General features: G+C 54.9%; 15 protein-coding genes. 14 read left to right on the top strand and 1 reads right to left on the bottom strand.

Annotated elements, in window-relative coordinates:
* Positions 1-83 precede the first annotated feature (83 nt).
* The 8 genes from B9Z40_RS07210 (at position 84) to B9Z40_RS07175 (ending at position 8,851) form a co-directional block, all read left to right on the top strand.
* The gene (locus B9Z40_RS07210) at positions 84-1,817 is read left to right on the top strand and encodes an iron ABC transporter permease (protein ID WP_233204818.1); all 1,734 of its coding nucleotides are present in this window, start codon (positions 84-86) and stop codon (positions 1,815-1,817) included.
* Between the two features lie 35 nt (positions 1,818-1,852).
* Positions 1,853-2,962, top strand: a complete 1,110-nt coding sequence (locus tag B9Z40_RS07205; protein WP_100172533.1) for an ABC transporter ATP-binding protein — start codon at positions 1,853-1,855, stop codon at positions 2,960-2,962.
* A gap of 29 nt (positions 2,963-2,991) precedes the next feature.
* The gene (locus tag B9Z40_RS07200; protein ID WP_100172532.1) at positions 2,992-3,594 is read left to right on the top strand and encodes a cupin domain-containing protein; all 603 of its coding nucleotides are present in this window, start codon (positions 2,992-2,994) and stop codon (positions 3,592-3,594) included.
* Position 3,595: 1 nt separating this feature from the next.
* Positions 3,596-4,192, top strand: a complete 597-nt coding sequence (locus B9Z40_RS07195; RefSeq protein ID WP_100172531.1) for a cupin domain-containing protein — start codon at positions 3,596-3,598, stop codon at positions 4,190-4,192.
* A 43-nt stretch (positions 4,193-4,235) separates the two neighbouring features.
* Positions 4,236-5,351 carry a cupin domain-containing protein gene (locus B9Z40_RS07190; protein WP_100172530.1) on the top strand — a complete coding sequence of 372 codons (1,116 nt, stop codon included), beginning with the start codon at positions 4,236-4,238 and terminating at the stop codon, positions 5,349-5,351.
* A 24-nt stretch (positions 5,352-5,375) separates the two neighbouring features.
* Positions 5,376-6,443 (top strand): ABC transporter substrate-binding protein, encoded by a 1,068-nt coding sequence (locus B9Z40_RS07185; protein WP_100172529.1) that lies wholly within the window; start codon positions 5,376-5,378, stop codon positions 6,441-6,443.
* A gap of 69 nt (positions 6,444-6,512) precedes the next feature.
* Positions 6,513-7,574, top strand: a complete 1,062-nt coding sequence (locus B9Z40_RS07180) for an ABC transporter substrate-binding protein (protein WP_100172528.1) — start codon at positions 6,513-6,515, stop codon at positions 7,572-7,574.
* A complete protein-coding gene (locus tag B9Z40_RS07175; RefSeq protein WP_199172501.1) occupies positions 7,571-8,851 on the top strand; it encodes an MFS transporter in 1,281 nt (426 codons plus the stop codon). The genes B9Z40_RS07180 and B9Z40_RS07175 overlap by 4 nt, the downstream gene beginning before the upstream one ends.
* A 199-nt stretch (positions 8,852-9,050) precedes the next feature.
* On the opposite strand, the gene B9Z40_RS07170 is transcribed toward B9Z40_RS07175, so the two are convergent.
* Positions 9,051-10,196, bottom strand: a complete 1,146-nt coding sequence (locus B9Z40_RS07170; protein ID WP_100172527.1) for a porin — start codon at positions 10,194-10,196, stop codon at positions 9,051-9,053.
* A 317-nt stretch (positions 10,197-10,513) separates the two neighbouring features.
* Here B9Z40_RS07170 and B9Z40_RS07165 point away from each other — a divergent pair, with 317 nt between their 5' ends.
* The 6 genes from B9Z40_RS07165 to B9Z40_RS07140 are packed head-to-tail and all read left to right on the top strand — an operon-like array spanning position 10,514 to position 18,193.
* Positions 10,514-11,740 carry a cupin domain-containing protein gene (locus B9Z40_RS07165; RefSeq protein ID WP_100172526.1) on the top strand — a complete coding sequence of 409 codons (1,227 nt, stop codon included), beginning with the start codon at positions 10,514-10,516 and terminating at the stop codon, positions 11,738-11,740.
* 10 nt (positions 11,741-11,750) lie between these two features.
* Positions 11,751-13,262: an ethanolamine ammonia-lyase reactivating factor EutA gene (locus B9Z40_RS07160; protein WP_100172525.1), complete on the top strand. Its 1,512-nt coding sequence runs from the start codon at positions 11,751-11,753 to the stop codon at positions 13,260-13,262.
* Between the two features lie 9 nt (positions 13,263-13,271).
* Complete coding sequence (gene pip, locus B9Z40_RS07155) at positions 13,272-14,219, top strand: prolyl aminopeptidase (protein WP_199172531.1); 948 nt, start codon at positions 13,272-13,274, stop codon at positions 14,217-14,219.
* A gap of 23 nt (positions 14,220-14,242) precedes the next feature.
* Entirely contained in the window at positions 14,243-14,707 is a 465-nt protein-coding gene (locus tag B9Z40_RS07150; protein WP_100172523.1) for a (2Fe-2S)-binding protein, read from the top strand.
* A gap of 10 nt (positions 14,708-14,717) precedes the next feature.
* Entirely contained in the window at positions 14,718-17,078 is a 2,361-nt protein-coding gene (locus B9Z40_RS07145; RefSeq protein ID WP_158238066.1) for a molybdopterin cofactor-binding domain-containing protein, read from the top strand.
* A 14-nt stretch (positions 17,079-17,092) separates the two neighbouring features.
* Complete coding sequence (locus tag B9Z40_RS07140; protein ID WP_233204817.1) at positions 17,093-18,193, top strand: ABC transporter substrate-binding protein; 1,101 nt, start codon at positions 17,093-17,095, stop codon at positions 18,191-18,193.
* Positions 18,194-18,195: the final 2 nt, after the last annotated feature.

Raw genomic sequence — 18,195 nt, 5'->3', positions numbered from 1 at the left:
GGATCTTGGTTCCGCATACAAGAACATTCAATTTCAGTTGTTGAAACTCAAAAATGCAGTCGTTACTGCGAGGAGAGCAATTCGTGCAAAGCTTTGAAGCGGGAACTGCGCCGCCGCCCTGGTGGCAAAGGTTCGATGCCAAGTGGTTGGTGATTGGTGGGTGTTTGGCCGTTGTCGCCGTGTTGGCCTTGGTGCCATTCGGGTTCATGATTTGGCAAAGCTTTCACACGCCTGAAACCAATTCAGCACCGTCGGTTTTCACCTTGGGCAACTATGCCACCGCCTATTCGAATCCCGAAACGGTGGCCATTTTTTGGAATTCCGTTCAATTTGCATTTGGGGCCTCGCTGGTGGCTTTCGTTTTGGGCACCACATTGGCTTGGATCAATGAGCGAACCAACACGCCCATGCGGCGTTTGTTTTATGCCCTGTCCATCGTTCCGCTGATCATTCCGGGCATTTTGTTCACCATCGCTTGGATCATGTTGGCCAGCCCCAAGATTGGCTTGATCAACTTGGTCCTCCAGTCATGGTTTGGTTTGGACACGCCACCTTTCAACATCTACTCCATGTGGGGCATGATCTGGGTCGACGGTTTGCACTACTCGCCCATGGCGTTTTTGTTGATGTCATCGGCCTTTCGTGCCATGGATCCTTCGCTCGAAGAGTCCGCGACCATGAGCGGCTCCAGCGTCCTCAATACCTTGTATCGAATCACGCTGAAGCTCGCCTTCCCTGCGATTTTGGCCACCGTGCTGACACTGTTCATCCGCGCCATTGAATCGTTCGAAGTCCCAGCCCTGCTGGGTTTGCCTGCCGGCATTCAGGTCTTCACCTCCGCCATTTACCAGGCGATCCACCAGTACCCGAGTCAAATCGGTTTGGCAGCAGCGTATTCCGTCATTCTCTTGTTGATGACCACAGGCGGCATTTATGTGCAGGCCCGTATTTCGTCGAGTGGTAACAAGTACTCCACTGTGACGGGTAAAGGCTTTAGACCCCGGACGATTGATCTGGGCCCATGGCGCTACCTGACACTGGGCATTTTCATCGTCTACTTTTTGTTGATTGTGGTTTTGCCCTTCTTGGTTTTGTTGTGGTCATCGCTTCAAAAGTTTTATGCACCGCCCTCCATGGAGGCGATGAAAAACATCACCTTGGACGGTTACCGCTACGTGCTGGGCTCTGACAACATCCGGGCAGCCGCTCTGAACAGTTTGTGGATGTCCGTGACAACGGCCACAGTGGTCATGCTGATTGCATCGGTCATCAGCTGGATCGTGGTGAAAACCAAAATTCCAGGCCGTTGGTTGCTGGACAACATGGCTTCATTGCCCATGGTGTTCCCGGGCTTGGTCTTGGGTGTCTCGATCATGATTTTTTATCTGACCTTTGACATCGGCATTTACGGCACGTTCTGGATCATTTTGTTGGCGTACATCACGCGGTTCATGCCCTACGGCATGCGCTACACCACAACCTCCATGATCCAAATCCACAAAGACCTCGAAGAGTCGGCAGGCATGAGTGGTGCCAGTTGGCTCACCGTGTTCCGCCGCATCATTTTGCCGCTGCTCAAACCGGGCCTCATTGCGGGTTGGATCTACGTGATGATTGTGTCGATTCGCGAACTGTCCACGTCCATCTTGCTTTACAGCCCTGGCAATGAAGTGATCTCCATCAGCATTTGGGAGCTGTGGGAAAACGGTCAATACGTCGAGTTGTCTGCGCTCAGCGTGTTGTTCATCTTAATTTTGCTGGTGTTGGTGGGCCTGGCTCAGGCCGCAGGTAAACGCTTTGGCGTCAAAGAGGGCTGAGCCCTTTTCGCAACAGACTTGAATAGGAAAAAAACGTGTTAACAGTTAACAGCCTTTTTACAGAATACGTCAGCGACAAGGGTGCCATCGTCAAAGCCGCACAAGATGTGAGCTTTGAGGTCCCTGAAGGCAAATTGTTCACCCTGCTTGGCCCCAGTGGTTGCGGCAAAACCACCACCCTGCGCTCGATTGCCGGTTTGGAAAAGCCCACAGCGGGTCAGATTGAGGTCGCAGGGGTAGCGGTCTACAGTTCCCAAAAAAATGTGTTTGTACAGCCCAACAAACGCGGCTTTGGCATGGTCTTTCAGTCCTACGCCATTTGGCCGCACATGACGGTGTTCCAAAACGCCAGTTTCCCGCTGGAGGTGGGCAACAAAAATTACACGGCCAAAGAAATTGAAACCAAGGTCATGCGCACCTTGGAGGCCGTGGAGTTGGCGCAATACCGCGACCGTGATGCCACCCGTTTGTCCGGTGGCCAACAACAACGTCTGGCTTTGGCGCGCGCTTTGGTCATGGAGCCCAAACTCTTGTTGCTCGACGAACCCTTGTCTAACCTGGATGCCAAGTTGCGCGAAAAAATGCGCTTTGAGCTGAAAAAAATCCAGCGCGAGATGGGTATCACCACCATCTATGTCACACACGACCAGTCGGAAGCCTTGGCGCTTTCGCACGAAATCGCTGTGATGCGCGATGGCCGCATCGTCCAGCGCGGCACACCCCGAGAAATTTACGAAACACCCAACAGCGAGTTTGTGGCCGACTTTGTGGGCAGCATCAACTTCGTCAAGGGCACGGTCAAAGACCTGAACGCCCCCAACAGCATGATGGTGATCGACACCGAAATTGGTGTCTTGCAAGCGCCATTGCGCAGCGGTTTTGTGGTGGGTGAGCAAGTCCAGGTTTGCGTTCGGCCGGAGGACGTCTTCTTGAGTGAAGAGGTGCCACAACTGGCGCACAACAACCATTGCCACGGCACCGTATTTGCCAAGATTTTCTTGGGCGAAGTGCTGGATTTCCAGGTCAAAGTCGGTGAAAAAGTCATGATGGCGCGCGTACACCCCAGCCAGATGACACCGGTTGATCACCCCATCCACATTGTGCTGGACCCCAAAGATTGCATCGTGATCAAGGGCCATGCCTGAGGCATTATTTTTTGAAAAGGAGAATCACCATGAGTGATGACAAGCAACAAGCGGCTTCCGCGGAATTCGTTCCCAATGAATCGCATTACCACAGCAAAAAAGACCGCACGTTTGTGCGCGCGATTGCGGGCCCTTACAACCTGAACGATGAGCTCAAGCGCTTGCGCGCCATGCCACGGGTTCGCAAAGGCAAAGACATCAAATTCAACGATGGTCCTCAAGCTTTCAGCCGTCACTATGTGGAACCCAAGGATGGCATCACCCAGACTTTCCACATGCACTTGGAAGAGTACGGCCCCGGTGGCAATTCTCAAAAGCACGGCCATGTGAACGAAGCCGCGTTTTACATTTTGGATGGCACGGGCTACGAAATCCACGACGGCATCCGTTACGACTGGAAAGCCGGTGACATTGCTGTGGTTCACAACAACTGCGTGCACCAGCACTTCAACGCCAGCAGCGAGCGCCCTGCCCGTGCCCTGGTGATCAAAACCAAGCCGATGTACATGTTCATGAACATGTTGTTCCAGCACCAAGTGGAACCACGCCCCAGCGAACCCGCACCAGGCGGCGAGGGCTTCAAAGCCCGCAATGACGAAGATGACTTCAATCACCCAAAGGGAGGTTACTGAAATGGCTTGGGACGAATCAAAATCATGGCTCAAAGGCAATGAGCAGGGACAGTATTACCAAGGTCTGCTCAACGATGCAGAGCAAATGCCAGCGCGCAACTCGAAGCGTCACAAAGTGGTGCACCCCGAGAACATGCCTTGGGAAATGGCCCGTCAAGGCCTGCTCAAGCACTTGCTCAACGAGTCGATGAACACGCGCATTGAGACGGTTGACGCTTACATGCAAATCATTCCGCCAGGCAGCAAGTCCGGTAAGCACCGCCACTTGGCCGAAGAGTGTGTGTACATCTTGGAAGGCCGTGGTTATGACCTGCACCAAGATTGCGATGTGGAAATCACTGACACGTACCACTGGAAACCTCAGGACGAGATCAAGCGCTACGAATGGGAAGCCGGTGATGTGGTCTACATCCCACCAAACACCATTCACCAGCACTTCAATGCCGACCCAGACCGCCCAGTGCGCATGATTTCATCTATCAACCGCATCTTCAAGTATTGCGGCTTGAACGACTTGGAGCAACTCGAAAATGCACCCGAGTTCGACCCCTCGGTGGTGTTGGATGGCGAAAAAATCCTGAAATATCTGCGCAAGTAAACAGGTCTGGCAGGGATCTCCTTTTAAATAATAAATTCACGATATGGCAAAAGACGCTCTCGTATCCGAAGACTTGGCTTCGAAGTTCGCTACTGAAAAAGAAACGCCTTACACCCGTTGGGTGAAAGACGAGGGGCTGGACATCATCAGCGCCCACTATGTGCGAAACCTCAACACGGTGGACCTCAAGCCCTGGGCTCGCCGTGGTGGTAAAGGTGTTTACATCAACCACGAGGCTTCACGCACATCCAACGATTGTTATGTGGTTGAAATCGCCCCCGGAAAACAACTGGAGCCACAGCGCCAGATTTTCGAGGAAATGATTTATGTGCTTTCAGGCCGTGGCTCCACCACAGTCTGGAATGACCAAGGTCACCGCATCACTTTCGAATGGCAAGCGGGCGCTTTGTTCGCCATCCCGCTCAACTGCTCGCACCAGCACTTCAACGGTTCTGGCAAAGATGCGGCACGGTTTGTGGCCGTGACCAATGGCCCACCCGTGATCAACTTGTACGAAGACCTGAACTTTGTCTTCAACACCAAGCACGACTTTGACAACCGCTTCAGCGGCGAGCCCGACTACTTCAGTGGCAAGGGTGAGCAAAAAGGTTTGTTGCTCGAGACCAACTTCGTGGCGGATGCCGTGAATTTGCCTTTGATCAGCGCCAAAGAGCGTGGCGCAGGGGGCGGTCACATCCGCTTCAACATGGCGCGCGGCTCCATGAACAGCCACATTTCGCAGTTCCCCATTGGCACCTACAAAAAAGCCCATTGCCACGGACCCGGCGCTCACGTCATCATTTTGAGTGGTGAGGGTTACAGCTTGATGTGGCCAGAGGGCGAAGAGCCTCGCCAATACGACTGGGAAGTCGGCTCCATGATCGTGCCGCCCAACATGTGGTTCCACCAGCACTTCAACACGGGTGCCACGCCTGCGCGCTATTTGGCGTTCAAGCACGAAGTCGTCTCGGTGCGCAATGCACAAGGTGTTCCCAAGGCCTGGATCAGCCGCCGAATTGGGGGTGATCAAATCGATTACGCCGACGAAAGCCAAGCTGTGCGCACGCGTTTTGCCGACGCATTGACCAAGCACGGGATGACACCGCGCATGGACGAGGCCTACCAAGCCGAATTGCCCACATTGCCCCCGAAGAACTGAAGCAGCCGACGGACAGGAAACACCATGAACGCATTCAATTTGACGCGCAGGCAGTTGGTTCAAGCGGGCGCTTTGGCGCTGGGAACCGGTGCTTTCGCTTCGGCGCAAGCCCAACCATCACCCGCTTTGTTGGCCCGTTTGGCCAGCTTGACGGGCCAAGACCGCCTGAACAAACTGGTGGAAGGTGCGCGCAAAGAAGGTCAAGTGAGCATCTACACCTCGATGCCTGTGGACGACATCGGTGCTTTGACCAGCGCGTTTGAGCAGCGCTATGGTGTCAAGGCCAAAGTCTGGCGCAGCGGTTCTGAAAAAATCCTGCAACGCGGATTGTTGGAAGCACGAGCCAAACGGTATGAGGTGGATGTTTTCGAAACCAACGGTCCTGAGTTGGAAGTTCTGTCCCGTGAAAAGTTGTTGCAAGAGTGCAAGTCACCTCACCTGGTCGACCTCATTCCGCAAGCCATCCGCCCCCACAAGGAGTGGATTGCCACGCGTCTCAACATCTTCACCTGTGCCTACAACACCAAGCTGGTCAAAAAAGAAGACCTGCCCAAGACCTACGCCGATTTGCTGGACCCCAAATGGAAAGGCAAGTTGGCGGTTGAGGCCGAAGACAGCGACTGGTTGGCCGAAACCGTCATGAAAATGGGCGAAGAAAAAGGCATCGCCTTGTTCAAAGAAATCGCACGTAAAAATGCGATTTCGGTGCGCAAAGGCCATACCCTGCTGGCCAACTTGGTGGCTTCGGGTGAGGTGCCGCTCGGCTTGACGCTGTACAACTACAAAATCGAGCAGATGAAAAATACGGGAGCACCCGTGGAGTGGTTCTCTTTAGATCCAACCGTTGCGCGCCCGAACGGCAACGGCGTGGCGAAGAACGCCCCCAACCCCCATGCGGCGATCTTGTTCCATGATTTTGAGCTGTCTGAAGGCCAAGCCATTTTGGGCAAGCGGGACTTCATTCCCGTCAGCACCAAAGTGCCCTCCACATTGAACAGAATGCCTTTGACATTTGCCGACCCCAAAGTCACGTTGGACGACGGCAACAAATGGAGCCGTATTTACGAAGAGGTGTTCAGCCGTAAAGGTTGATTCACCGAACTTGAATTGGGAAAGAAACCTCTGGCTTCTTTCCCTTTTTTCATTGGACTGGAGACACAGATGAGCCAAGCACAATCTTTCAAGCAACGCGCCAAAAAATGGGCCATCTGGAGCCTCTTCGCCTTGCCCATGTGGGCACAGGCGCAGGCCTTTGATCCGGCCTTGCTGACCAGCACCGCCCCGGACCGTGCAGCCAAGCTGCTTGCAGCGGCCAAAGCCGAGGGCTCCTTGACGATGTACACATCGATCGCCGAAAAAGACCTCAAGCCGATCATTGAGCCGTTTGAGAAAAAATACGGCATCAAGGTCAACACTTGGCGTGCCAGTGGCGACAGCGTGCTCAACCGCACGCTCAATGAAAACAGAGCCAGGCGCTACACGGCCGATTTGGTGCACGCGGGTGCTGTCGAGCTGGAAGCCTTGTCGCGAGAAAAAGTGCTGCAAAAAGTGTCTTCGCCACACTTCGCAGACCTGATGCCAGGCAGTGTGCCGGAGCACCGTGAGTGGGCGTCCACCATTTACTCACTGTGGGTGCAAGCCTACAACACCAACGCGGTCAAAAAAGCCGACGCACCCAAGACCTATGCCGATTTGCTCGACCCCAAGTGGAAAGGCAAATTGGGTTATGAGGTTGAAAACATCGATTGGTTTGTCACGGTGGTGAAGTCCATGGGCGAAGCCAACGGTTTGAAGTATTTTCGCGATTTGGCCACCGTGAACGGCATCTCGGTGCGCAAAGGCCACACCAACCTGACCAACATGGTGGGCGCCGGTGAGGTGCCCTTGGCCATGACGGTTTACAACTACATGCCTGAGCAACTGAAGAAAAAAGGCGCGCCCATTGACTGGGTGGTCTTGCAACCCGCTGTGGCACGGGCCAATGCGGTGGGCATGATGCGCAACGCACCCAAGCCAGCTTCTGCAGCCCTCTTCATGGACTACCTGTTGGGCGAGGGTCAACAAGCCTTTGCCGATTTGGAGTACTTGCCCAGCAACACCAAGGTCACATCGGACCTGCGCAAATTCAAGATCAACTTTGTTGACCCGGTGGAAAGCTTGGACAACCGGGAAAAATGGCGCAAGCTTTACGATGAAATCGTCATGCGTGGAGGCAAATCATGAGCACTGCTTTATTGACCGGGATGACGCGACTCGAATCGCGCAACATGGGTTTGATCATTTTGGGTCACGCACTGACCCACTGGTACCCCGCCACCTTTTACATGCTGCTGCCCTTGATTGGCAGTGAGATGGGTTTGAGCTACAGCCAAATTGGTTTCATCATGACTTGCCAATACGCGGCGGGTGCCATCTCGAATGTGCCAGGCGGCATGTTGGTGGATGTGTGGGGCAAAAAAGGGCAGCTCATGGCCTTGTCCCTTTTCTGGGTCGGCTTTCCCTATTTGCTGATGGGTTTCACGACCGCTTACTGGATGCTCTTGCTGTGTGTCATGTTGGTCGGCATTGGCAACAACCTCTGGCACCCGACCGCTATTCCGTTGCTGGGCCGCATGTTCCCTAGCCGCAAAGGCTTTGTTTTGTCTCTGCATGGCATGGGCGGTAATGTGGGTGATGCCTTGGCGCCCTTGGCGGTTGGTGTGCTGTTGACCACGCTCACCTGGCGAGAGATTGTGGTGCTGAACGTGCTGCCTGGTGCTGCGATGGCCTTTTTGATCCTGTACTTTTTGGGAGCGCTGACCCTGGCACCCAAAAACAAGCCCTTGTCTGAACCTGTTGCCAGCAAAGGTGCTGTCGAGCCTCGCTCAACCCCACCCTTGAATGAAGCCAAAGACGGTCAGAGCATGACGAGTTACGTTGCCGGCTTGAAAAGCCTGATGCGTACGCCGGGCTTGTTCATGTTGACCCTGAGCTCTTCGTTCCGCTCCATGACGCAAGGCACTTTGCTCACCTTTTTGCCCTTGTATTTGGCCAAAGAGATGAACTACGACATCTTTTGGGTTGGCGTGATTTTGGCCATGCTGCAATTGGCCGGTTTCATCGCAGCGCCCATTGCAGGGCACTTATCAGACACCATGGGGCGTAAAACGATTTTGGTGTCTTGTTTTGGCGTCAGTGGCGTGGTGTTGTTGCTCATGACCTTTGCTGGCGGCACCCCTCTGTTTGTGTTCTTGATTGCGGTGTTGGGTTTCTTCTTGTACGCGGCCAGGCCCATCATGCAAGCTTGGATGTTGGAAGCCACGCCCAAGAACATGGGTGGCACCGCCATTGGCTTGATGTTTGGCATGCAATCCGGTGCACAAGCCATCGCCCCCGTCTTGGGGGGCATCGTGGCCGACCAATATGGCTTGCTGGCCGCTTTTTACCTTTTGGCCGCCACCATCATCTTGGCCAACATCATGGTGATCTGGATCCCTGCGCAAGGCGAAAAAACCGTTTGATCGGACTGTCTGCGGCATCAACGCATTAAGAGGTGGAGTGCCTCTTGATGAAGTAAGGGATACCCAGTTCAAACCTTTAAACGATCTCTACGCGTTGACCGTTTCGCCAAGCTGACGTGGCATCAAATCTGACATCGACATAAAAAAACGGATGCCCTGTGAGGAGCATCCGTGTCAATTGAACTTTGGAGTTGCTAGATCAGAACTTGAACTGTACGCCGACAGCCAAGTCGGTCAAAGAACCGCCGAACATGGTTGCAGCTGAACTGTTGTAGGAGGCATTGGCATTCGCTTTTTTCTTGCCGTAGAGCATGAAGATGCCAATGTCTTTGTCGTAGTTGTAACGTGCACCCAAGCTGACCATGTTGCCGCCCAAACCATCGGTCAAGCAAGAAGCGTTGCTGACCAATGTGCAGCTACCTTTATTGCCCTTGGCATAGTTCGCCGCAACGACCCATTGCTCAGTCAGAGAGTATTCACCAGTAACTTGCCAAGTGGTGGTCTTGTAGTTGCTGACGGTGGCGCTGGGATTGTCATACGAGAGGTTTGAAAAATCCATACCGATGCGCACTTTGCCAGCGTTGTAGCCCAAGCTCAAACGATTGCCCGTGTCTTTGTCGTTGCCGGCAGCAAGGTAAGCTTTGTGTGTCTCTTGTGCCAAACCTACGTAATATGTGCCGTTGGTCCAGTTGGCGCCCACCGAAGACAATTTTTTCGAGGGGACTGCAGCACCTGCATTCCATGGCTTAGCTTCTGAAAAACCAGCTTGGAAACCGTTCAGGCGTGGTGTTTCATAGGCCAGCTGTTGACCAATGCGGGTATTGAAGTTGGCAGTACTTTTCCAACTCACATCCGAGGCAACCGTACTTGTTGATACAAAGTTGGAAGAGCTGACGCCCAGCATGCGGACACGGTCGCCGTACTTTTTGTAAATGGTGTCCATTTGACCCATGGAGACCGTACCGAGTTTTTCGTGCTGTACAAACGCAAAAGCATCGCGGGGTTTGGTCGTGAAGCCAGCATCTTTGGCATTTTCGTCGATGCTGATGTTGCCTTGAAGGTCAAAACCTGCACGAACTTCGCCAAACTTGCGTGAAGCCTTGAAGCCGATGTAGGAGTTCACAGGTGTGACTTGGGTTTTGTCGACCAATGCGGTTGATTTACTCGCTTTGGGCAAAGCGCTGGTTGCAGTGCTTGTGCCACCATCATATGAACTGCTTTGGTACTGGGGGTACAGGTTACCGTAGACCTCAAAATCAGCGCCAACTTTGGCAGCATGTGCAGTTGTAACGATGCCGAGAGCAGCCAACGATGCGATGGCCAAGGCGTGATGTTTCAATTTCATGATGTCTCCAATGCTTTGCAATAAATGAACCCATAAAGGGATCGGGTGGACCGCCTGGCGTTCTTTTATTTGGAACAGTGTTCCTTCAAACGCGACAGTCTTGATATTAAGCAAAAAAAAGTGAGCGAATCGTATCGGTGATAACCCGCAAAATGTGGCGTGCTTGCATCACAGTGCGCCATTTGCACATTTTTCTCACACACAGATTTCAAGAAATTAAAGAGACTCCGGGCTTTACCTGTTGACGCTTCACGTTCGCTTGATCTAACATGAAAAGAACGCCGTTCCATATGAGGGAACGATAAACAGGAGCCAATATGCCGCACGACAAAGACAACTCTCACTGGCACGAGCCAGCAGGTCACAAAAAAGCCGGCTACGGCGTTTTTAAAAAACAACCCACACCTTATGACGCTTTCATGGAGCAAGAAGGTTTGCCGGTGTTCCGTGACGTGGGCATCGACAAAGTACAAAACTTGCCTTTGGTGGATTGGAAACGAACCGGCGGTAAAGGCCACTTCATTCAACTCTACGGCACAGAAACCAAGTGGGGTTGCTATGTGGTCGAGGTGCCTGGCGCAGGCGCGTTGCACCCCGAAAAGCACATGTACGAAGAGATTTACTTGGTTGTCGAGGGGCGTGGAACCACCGAGGTTTGGCAAGAGGGTGACACCAAAAAGCATGTGTTCGAGTGGCAAAAGGGCTCGATGTTTTCGATCCCAATCAATGCTTGGCACCGCATTGTCAATGCCACCTCCAGTGGTGCGTTGTTGTTGGCGGGCACCACCGCCCCCAACGTGCTGAACATGCTGCAAAGCAAAGAAGCCGTGTTCAACAACCCCTTTGTTTTCCGCGATCGCTTCAATGGTGCCGATGATTTTTACAAGGCCAGTGATGAGATCGAGGCGGATCCAGTTCGTGGCTTGGCCATGCGTCGGACCAACTTTATTCCGGATGTGATGACCTGTGATTTGCCGCTGGACAACCGGCGCTCACCGGGTTACCGCCGCATTGAACCGTTCATGACCAACAATTGTTTTTACTTTTGGATTGGGCAACACGAAAACGGGCGTTATTCGCGTGCGCACGCCCACACCTCTGCTGCAGTGCTCATTTGCTTGAACGGCAAAGGCTACACCTACACCTGGCCGGAAGATGAAGGCGAAACACCCTGGAAAGATGGCAAAGAGCATTTGGTTCGCCGAATCGACTATGAGCCGGTCGGCTTGGTGTCCGCAGCGCCAGGAGGGGCTCGCTGGTACCACCAGCACTTCAGCTCGGGATCGGAGGCCTTGCGTTTGACAGCCTGGTTTGGCCCGCACAACCCAGGACGAGACCCCGGCGCACCAGGATCTAAACACACCGACTACACCGCACAAGATGTGACGGAGGGCGGTACCACCATTCCTTATTGGTTAGAAGACCCACACATCCGAAGCGAATACCAGGCCTTGCTCAAGCGAAACAGCGTGCCCGATCGCATGGATCCAGACTGGTACAACATACCGGCAGAATTCATGGAAAAGTTCGGCCCCAAAAAGTGAGCCGGAGACCATGAGCGAAGTGCCAGAAGGCGGTCGGATCTTTTTCAGCCATGTTCGGCGAAGCCTGGAACAAGAGGATGAAATCGAGCTGACCAGTGTGGGTGTGGACATTGGATCGTCCACATCTCATCTGGTGTTTTCAAAATTGCTCATGGAGCGCTTGGACAACCGCTACATCGTCAGTGAGCGGACGGTGTTGCACGAATCGGCGGTGTTGTTGACACCCTATACCGCCGATCAGAGCATCGATGCGCAGGCGCTGAAAGTCTTCATCGATGCGCAATACGCAGGAGCGGGTCTGCGACCGGAAGACATCGACTCGGGCGCCTTGATTCTCACAGGCGTTGCTGTTCGCAGAAAAAATTCCCGTGCCATCGCCGACTTGTTTGCAGGTCAGGCTGGTAAGTTTGTGTCGGTCAGTGCCGGAGATGCGCTCGAAACAACTCTGGCCGCTTTTGGCTCTGGCGCTGCAGCGCGCTCCATTCGCGAAACCGCACGGGTGATGAACATCGACATCGGTGGCGGCACCACCAAAATTGCTGTTTGCGAGGCCGGGGAGTTGGTGGATCTGACCGCCATTGACATCGGTGCTCGCCTCTTGGCTTTAGACGCAGAGTCACGGGTGGTCCGCATGGAAGAAGCGGGACGCCATTTTCTACAAGAAGCTGGTTTGGGCGTAGCCCTTGGTCAAACTTTGACCGATGCAGATTTGCAACGTGTCACCGATTTGATGGCAGGCAAAATTTTGGAAGCTTGCGGTCAGGGCACCATGTCGATAGAAACGGCGCAGTTGCTTCGCTTGCCAGAATTGACAAGCCGCAGCTTGCCAGATGTGTTGACATTTTCGGGCGGCGTCTCTGAATACATTTATGGCCGAGAGCCGCAGGCCTATGGCGACTTGGGGCCTTACTTGGCGAAAGCTGTTTTAGCCAAAGCAAAGGCTTGGGGTGCCAACATTGGCCAACCTGACCAAGGCATTCGCGCCACGGTGATTGGTGCGTCACAGTACACCGTTCAAATCAGCGGCAGCACCATTTACGTTGAACCCGCAGGACAGTTGCCTTTGCGCAATGTGCCCGTCATCGCACCGGCGCTGGACTTGCAGGCCGAGGTGCTCGACGTGCCCACCATCTCGCAGGCGATACAAGATGCCCTGAGAAAAGTTGATTTGCACCATGGCGAGCAAGCGGTAGGCCTGTGTTACCGCTGGCAGGGATCGGCCACATTTGCAAGGTTGGATGCGTTTTGCCGTGCGGTGGCACTCGGTATGAAGGCCATCACCGACCAAGGCCACGCCTTGTTGTTGGTGGGTGATGCTGACTGCGGTGGTTTGATCGGCATCCATTGTCACGAAGAATCGCACATGACGTGCCCGGTGATATCCATCGATGGTGTCCATTTGAAAGCACTGGATTTCATTGATGTGGGGGCCATGTTGGAAACTTCAGGCGCTGTGCCCGTGGTCATCAAATCATTGGTTTTCCCTGCCACGGCGGCATTGGGTCAGGTGAGCAAAGTTTGAACCATGGGCATGCTTTACCCTCCGATTGAACCCCGCAGTCAAGGCTTACTTGATGTGGGAGATGGTCACCACCTTTATTGGGAAGAGTGTGGCAATCCGCAAGGTCAACCGGTGGTGTTCCTGCACGGCGGACCTGGTGCTGGTTGCTCGGTTCAGTCCAGGCGATTCTTTAACCCCGAGAAATACAGAGCCATTCTTTTCGATCAAAGAGGGTGTGGGCGTTCAACGCCGCACGGCAGCACTGAGCACAACGACTTGGCCCACCTGGTAAAAGACCTGGAGCGGTTGCGACAGCATTGTTCGGTGGAGGCTTGGGTTCTGTTTGGTGGCTCTTGGGGCAGCACCTTGGCTTTGGCCTATGCCCAAGCGCATGCCGATCGGGTGACAGGCTTGCTGCTGCGGGGGGTGTTCACAGGCAGTGCTGCGGAGTTGGACTGGTTGTACGCCGAAGGGGGTGCCAGCCGTTTGTTTCCTGAGGCGTGGGCCAAATTTTCCACCGCATTGGGTGATGACCATTCAGGTGATTTGTTGGCCACTTATGCGAACCACTTGAGCCGTGGTGATCGCGCCGACCAAGTGCAGGCCGCGTTGGCTTGGTGCGCTTGGGAAGACAGTTTGTGCAGCATTGAATCCGAGGTGCCCAGCCGCTTGGACCCTGATGCTTGCTGGGCCATGGCGCGCATTTCGGCGCACATGTTTGTCCATGATGCCGATTTGAAAACAGGTTTGGCGTGGCAAAAGCCACATGGACAAGCTTCACCACCTTGCAGCACTGTGCCTTGCACCGTGGTCCAAGGGCGGTTTGATGTGGTCACACCCATGGCCACGGCCTGGGGCTTGCATCAAGCATGGCCTGGAAGCAAGCTTCGTGTCGTGCACAACGCAGGGCACAGCAGCTCAGACCCAGCCTTGCAACAAGCCTTGGTTGAAGCCCTGGACGGTTTGGTATTTCATTGAATTTCAATTCACAAGGAGACAAGATGGCAGTCACACAATTTCAGGTGGATGGTAAAAAAGTCAAAATTGACAGCGATCCGCAAATGCCCTTGTTGTATGCGTTGCGCGACGATTTGAAACTCAACAATCCCAAATTTGGTTGCGGCTTGGCGCAATGTGGTGCTTGCACGGTGCATCTGGACGGGCAAGCTGTCCGCTCTTGTGTGATCCCTGTGTCGCTGGTCAAGGACAAAAAGGTCACGACCTTGGCAGGCTTGGGGACACCCGAGAAGCCGCACCCCATTCAGGTGGCCTTTGTCGAAGAGCAAGTGCCTCAATGTGGCCATTGCATCAATGGTTGGGTCATGACAGCGGCGGCGTTCTTGAAGAAAAACCCCAAGGCCAACGATGCCCAGATTCGCGATGCGCTGCAAGGACTGAAGTGCCGTTGCGGCACCCATGTCTCCATTTTGCGTGCCATCAAGCGTGCCCAAACCCAGATGGCCTGAAGGAGACAACATGACACATGAATCCAAAAACCAAACAACGGCATCTACTGAGTGGGGCACTTCGCGCCGAGACTTTCTTTCAGCTGCAGGCGCCTTGGTCGTTTCGGTCACGGGCGCTTTGCCCGGCCTGGCAGCAGCCCAATCTGCAACAGCGCCCGCTGCAGCGGGTGCTGCTGGTGCATCAGGTGCCGCGTTGGCCGCAGCCATCGGCGCAGTCAAGCCCGCGCTGAAAGCCGACGAGCTCGACTCGTGGGTGGCCATTGGAACCGATGGCAAAGTGACCGCTTATTACGGCAAGGTTGACTTGGGCCAAAGTCTAGACGTGGCCATTGGCCAGATCGTTGCCGAAGAATTGGATGTGGCTTACAGCAAGGTCAAAGTGGTGATGGGCGATTCGGCCAGCTCGATGAACCAAGGCGGTGCCTCCAGTGCCTTGGGGATTCAGGCCGGTGCCAAGCCCTTGCGCAGCGCCGCAGCAGAAGCCCGTCGCATTTTGGTTGAGTTGGCGGCCTTGAAATTGAACGTGCCCGCTGACCAACTGAGGGTCAACAACGGCGTGGTGGCGCATGCCACAGACGCCAGCAAATCGGTCAGCTATGCCGATTTGATCGGTGGCAAATACTTCAACAGCAAGGTCGAGTGGAACAAGCGGATTGGCAACCCACTCGACATCAAGGTGCAAGCCAAACTCAAGCCAGTTTCTGAGTACAAGGTGGTTGGCCAGTCGATTCCGCGCAACGATGTGGCCTGGAAGCTCTATGGCACCGAGGGCAACATCGGCGATGTGCGTGTGCCTGGCATGTTGCATGCGCGGGTGGTGCGGACCCCTGTGGCGGGCAGTACGCCCGAGAAAGTCGATGTGGCCTCGATTGCGCACATCAAGGGTGCACAAGTCGTTCAGGAGAAACACTTCATTGCCGTGGTGGCTGAAAAAGAATGGGATGCGGTGCGGGCAGCCCGCGAGTTGAAGGTGACATGGTCAGCCTCAACCCGGCCTTTTCCGGAGTACAGCCAACTGTTTGACCACATCCGCCAGGCGCCCACGGTTAAACAAGACCTGTCTGAAAAGAACGGTGACCTGGATGTCGCCTTCAAAAATGCAGCGCGAGTGGTGGAGGCCGAGTATTACTGGCCGTTCCAGTCGCACGCCAGCATGGGCCCAGCCAGTGCGGTGGCCGATGTCAAGGCCGATGGCATCACCCTGTGGACGGGCAGCCAAAAACCACATTACGCACGCGATGGTGTAGCCGCTCTCTTGAAGGTGCCGGTCGACAAGGTGCACGCCATTTGGGTTCAAGGCCCTGGATCGTATGGTCGAAACGACGCGGGTGACGCGGTGATGGACGCTGCGATGATTTCGAAGATGACGGGCCGTCCTGTGCGTGTGCAGGGCATGCGCCATGACGCCACAGCGTGGGACCCGAAAGCCCCTGCGTCGATCCACCGTGCCCGCGCGGCCTTGGATGCCAATGGCAAAGTCACCGGTTACGAGTTCATTTCTCGGGCCTTTTCACGGGCCACCATTGAGAGCAACGAGTCGGACCCTCGCGACAGCTTGGTCGGTATGCAGCTGGGTTTGCCCCCTAAGGCAGGGGTGGGTTTTGGCACACCCGCAGAGAGTTATGGCTTTGACGGCAAGCTTCTGGGTTGGGAGGTCATCCCGGATTTGATCGCCAGTGCTTCGCCCATGCGCACCTCGCACATGCGTGATCCGGTGGGTTTGCAGATCCAGTTCGCCAGCGAACAATTCATGGATGAATTGGCTTACGCCACAGGCGATGACCCGGTGGCGTTCCGACTCAAATACGCCAAAGCCCCACGCGACTTGGCCGTGCTGAAAGCTGCGGCCGACAAGTCAGGCTGGCAAGCGCGGGGCAACACACCACGCGACCGAACGGGCAATGTGTTGACCGGTCGCGGCATTGCCTATGCGCAGCGCGCAGGCACCATCGTGGCCGTGGTGGCAGAAATCGAGGTCAATCGCCAAACGGGCCGCATCTGGGGTCGCAAGTTCACCGTGGCGCACGACTGCGGTTTGATCGTTAACCCACAAGGCCTTCGTTACACCATCGAGGGGGCTTTGGTGCAGGCTTTGTCACGCTCTTTGTTTGAAGAGGTGCAGTTTGCCCCTGACAAGGTGGTCAGTACGGACTGGAACACCTACCCGATTTTGGACATGCAAGATGCACCCGAAAAAATCGAGGTGGTGCTGATCAACCGTCCTGAGGCAGCGCCCACCGGTGCAGGTGAAGCCACCTGCCGCGTCGTGCCAGCCGCCATGGCCAATGCATTCTTCGATGCCACAGGCGTTCGGGTGCGACAAGCTCCCCTGTCGCCTTCCCGTGTTCGCACTTTGCTGGCCAAGGCCTGAGAAAAGGGGTTGCCATGTTGAACTTGTTCAATCTGTCGCGGCCATGGGCGCGGCGTCAAATGGTGCGTGCTTCGATCTTGGCGATGGCTTTGTCGGGCCTGTCATCGATGCCCACCTTGTCTTTGGCGCAAACAGGATCCGCGGCCAACCCGCATGAAGCCATTTACATGTACAAAGGCGCTGACCGTGAGGCCTGGCTTTTGGAGCGGGCGCGCAAGGAAGGCGGGGTGGTGACTTTCTACTCATCTCTGTCACCCACCGAGGCCGCGCCATTGATGCGTGAGTTTGAGAAGAAATATGGCATCAAGGTGGAGGTCTGGCGAGGCCTGAGTGAAGGGGTCGTCCAGCGGGTGGTCAACGAGGGCCGAGCAAGGCGGCATGTGGTGGATGTGATCGAGACCAATGGCCCCGAGATGGAGATGATGGCGCGTGAGCGCATGTTCAGCGAGTTTCACAGCCCGCACATTGAAGATTTGCCGCAGGGCATGATTCCCAAGCACCGCCTGTGGATGCCTGACCGTGTGAACTTTTTTGTGGTGGCTTACAACACGCAAAAAATCAAAGCTTCTGATTTGCCCAAACACTACGAAGGCTTTCTGGAGCCCAAGTGGAAGGGTTTGCTGGGCATTGAGTCCACCGATGCCGAGTGGATGGGCGGCCTCGTCAACACCTTGGGTGAAGAGCGTGGGATGAGCTTTTTCAAGAAATTGGCCGAGCAAAAGCCGGACGTGCGCAAGGGCCATATTTTGTTGGCGCAAATGGTGGCGGCTGGTGAGGTGCCTGTGGGCCTGACGATTTACAACGCCAATGCCCAATCCATCAAGCAACGCGGTGCGGCCATCGATTGGGTGGCCATAGAGCCCACATTGGCCAGACCCCAGGGTGTGGCGGTGGCCAGAAATGCACCGCGTCCCCACTCGGCCGCTTTGCTGGCGGACTTCATGATTTCGCCAGAGGCGCAAGCACTCTTCAACAGTTTGGGCCGACCACCCGCGAACATGAAGGTCCGATCCACGTTGAACAATTTCAAATTTGTGATGACCGACCCCAGCCTCGTGGTGGATGAAGCCGAAAAATGGCACAAACTTTGGATGCAGCTTTTCTTGGTGAAATGACG

Origin of the sequence: Limnohabitans sp. 15K, from assembly GCF_002778285.1 — a bacterium.
Classification (GTDB): Bacteria; Pseudomonadota; Gammaproteobacteria; order Burkholderiales; family Burkholderiaceae_C; genus Limnohabitans_A.
Note: the sequence above shows the minus strand (reverse complement) of the source record. Positions and strands in the feature narration are given on the sequence as shown.

What these genes read in the sequence shown, in the direction of transcription:
- B9Z40_RS07190 (WP_100172530.1), top strand. Translation starts at nt 4,236, where the DNA reads ATGGCAAAAGACGCTCTCGTATCCGAAGACTTGGCTTCGAAGTTCGCT.
- B9Z40_RS07195 (WP_100172531.1), top strand. Translation starts at nt 3,596, where the DNA reads ATGGCTTGGGACGAATCAAAATCATGGCTCAAAGGCAATGAGCAGGGA.
- B9Z40_RS07160 (WP_100172525.1), top strand. Translation starts at nt 11,751, where the DNA reads ATGAGCGAAGTGCCAGAAGGCGGTCGGATCTTTTTCAGCCATGTTCGG.
- B9Z40_RS07180 (WP_100172528.1), top strand. Translation starts at nt 6,513, where the DNA reads ATGAGCCAAGCACAATCTTTCAAGCAACGCGCCAAAAAATGGGCCATC.
- B9Z40_RS07185 (WP_100172529.1), top strand. Translation starts at nt 5,376, where the DNA reads ATGAACGCATTCAATTTGACGCGCAGGCAGTTGGTTCAAGCGGGCGCT.
- B9Z40_RS07165 (WP_100172526.1), top strand. Translation starts at nt 10,514, where the DNA reads ATGCCGCACGACAAAGACAACTCTCACTGGCACGAGCCAGCAGGTCAC.
- B9Z40_RS07175 (WP_199172501.1), top strand. Translation starts at nt 7,571, where the DNA reads ATGAGCACTGCTTTATTGACCGGGATGACGCGACTCGAATCGCGCAAC.
- pip (WP_199172531.1), top strand. Translation starts at nt 13,272, where the DNA reads ATGCTTTACCCTCCGATTGAACCCCGCAGTCAAGGCTTACTTGATGTG.
- B9Z40_RS07150 (WP_100172523.1), top strand. Translation starts at nt 14,243, where the DNA reads ATGGCAGTCACACAATTTCAGGTGGATGGTAAAAAAGTCAAAATTGAC.
- B9Z40_RS07145 (WP_158238066.1), top strand. Translation starts at nt 14,718, where the DNA reads ATGACACATGAATCCAAAAACCAAACAACGGCATCTACTGAGTGGGGC.
- B9Z40_RS07140 (WP_233204817.1), top strand. Translation starts at nt 17,093, where the DNA reads ATGTTGAACTTGTTCAATCTGTCGCGGCCATGGGCGCGGCGTCAAATG.
- B9Z40_RS07170 (WP_100172527.1), bottom strand. Translation starts at nt 10,196, where the DNA reads ATGAAATTGAAACATCACGCCTTGGCCATCGCATCGTTGGCTGCTCTC.
- B9Z40_RS07200 (WP_100172532.1), top strand. Translation starts at nt 2,992, where the DNA reads ATGAGTGATGACAAGCAACAAGCGGCTTCCGCGGAATTCGTTCCCAAT.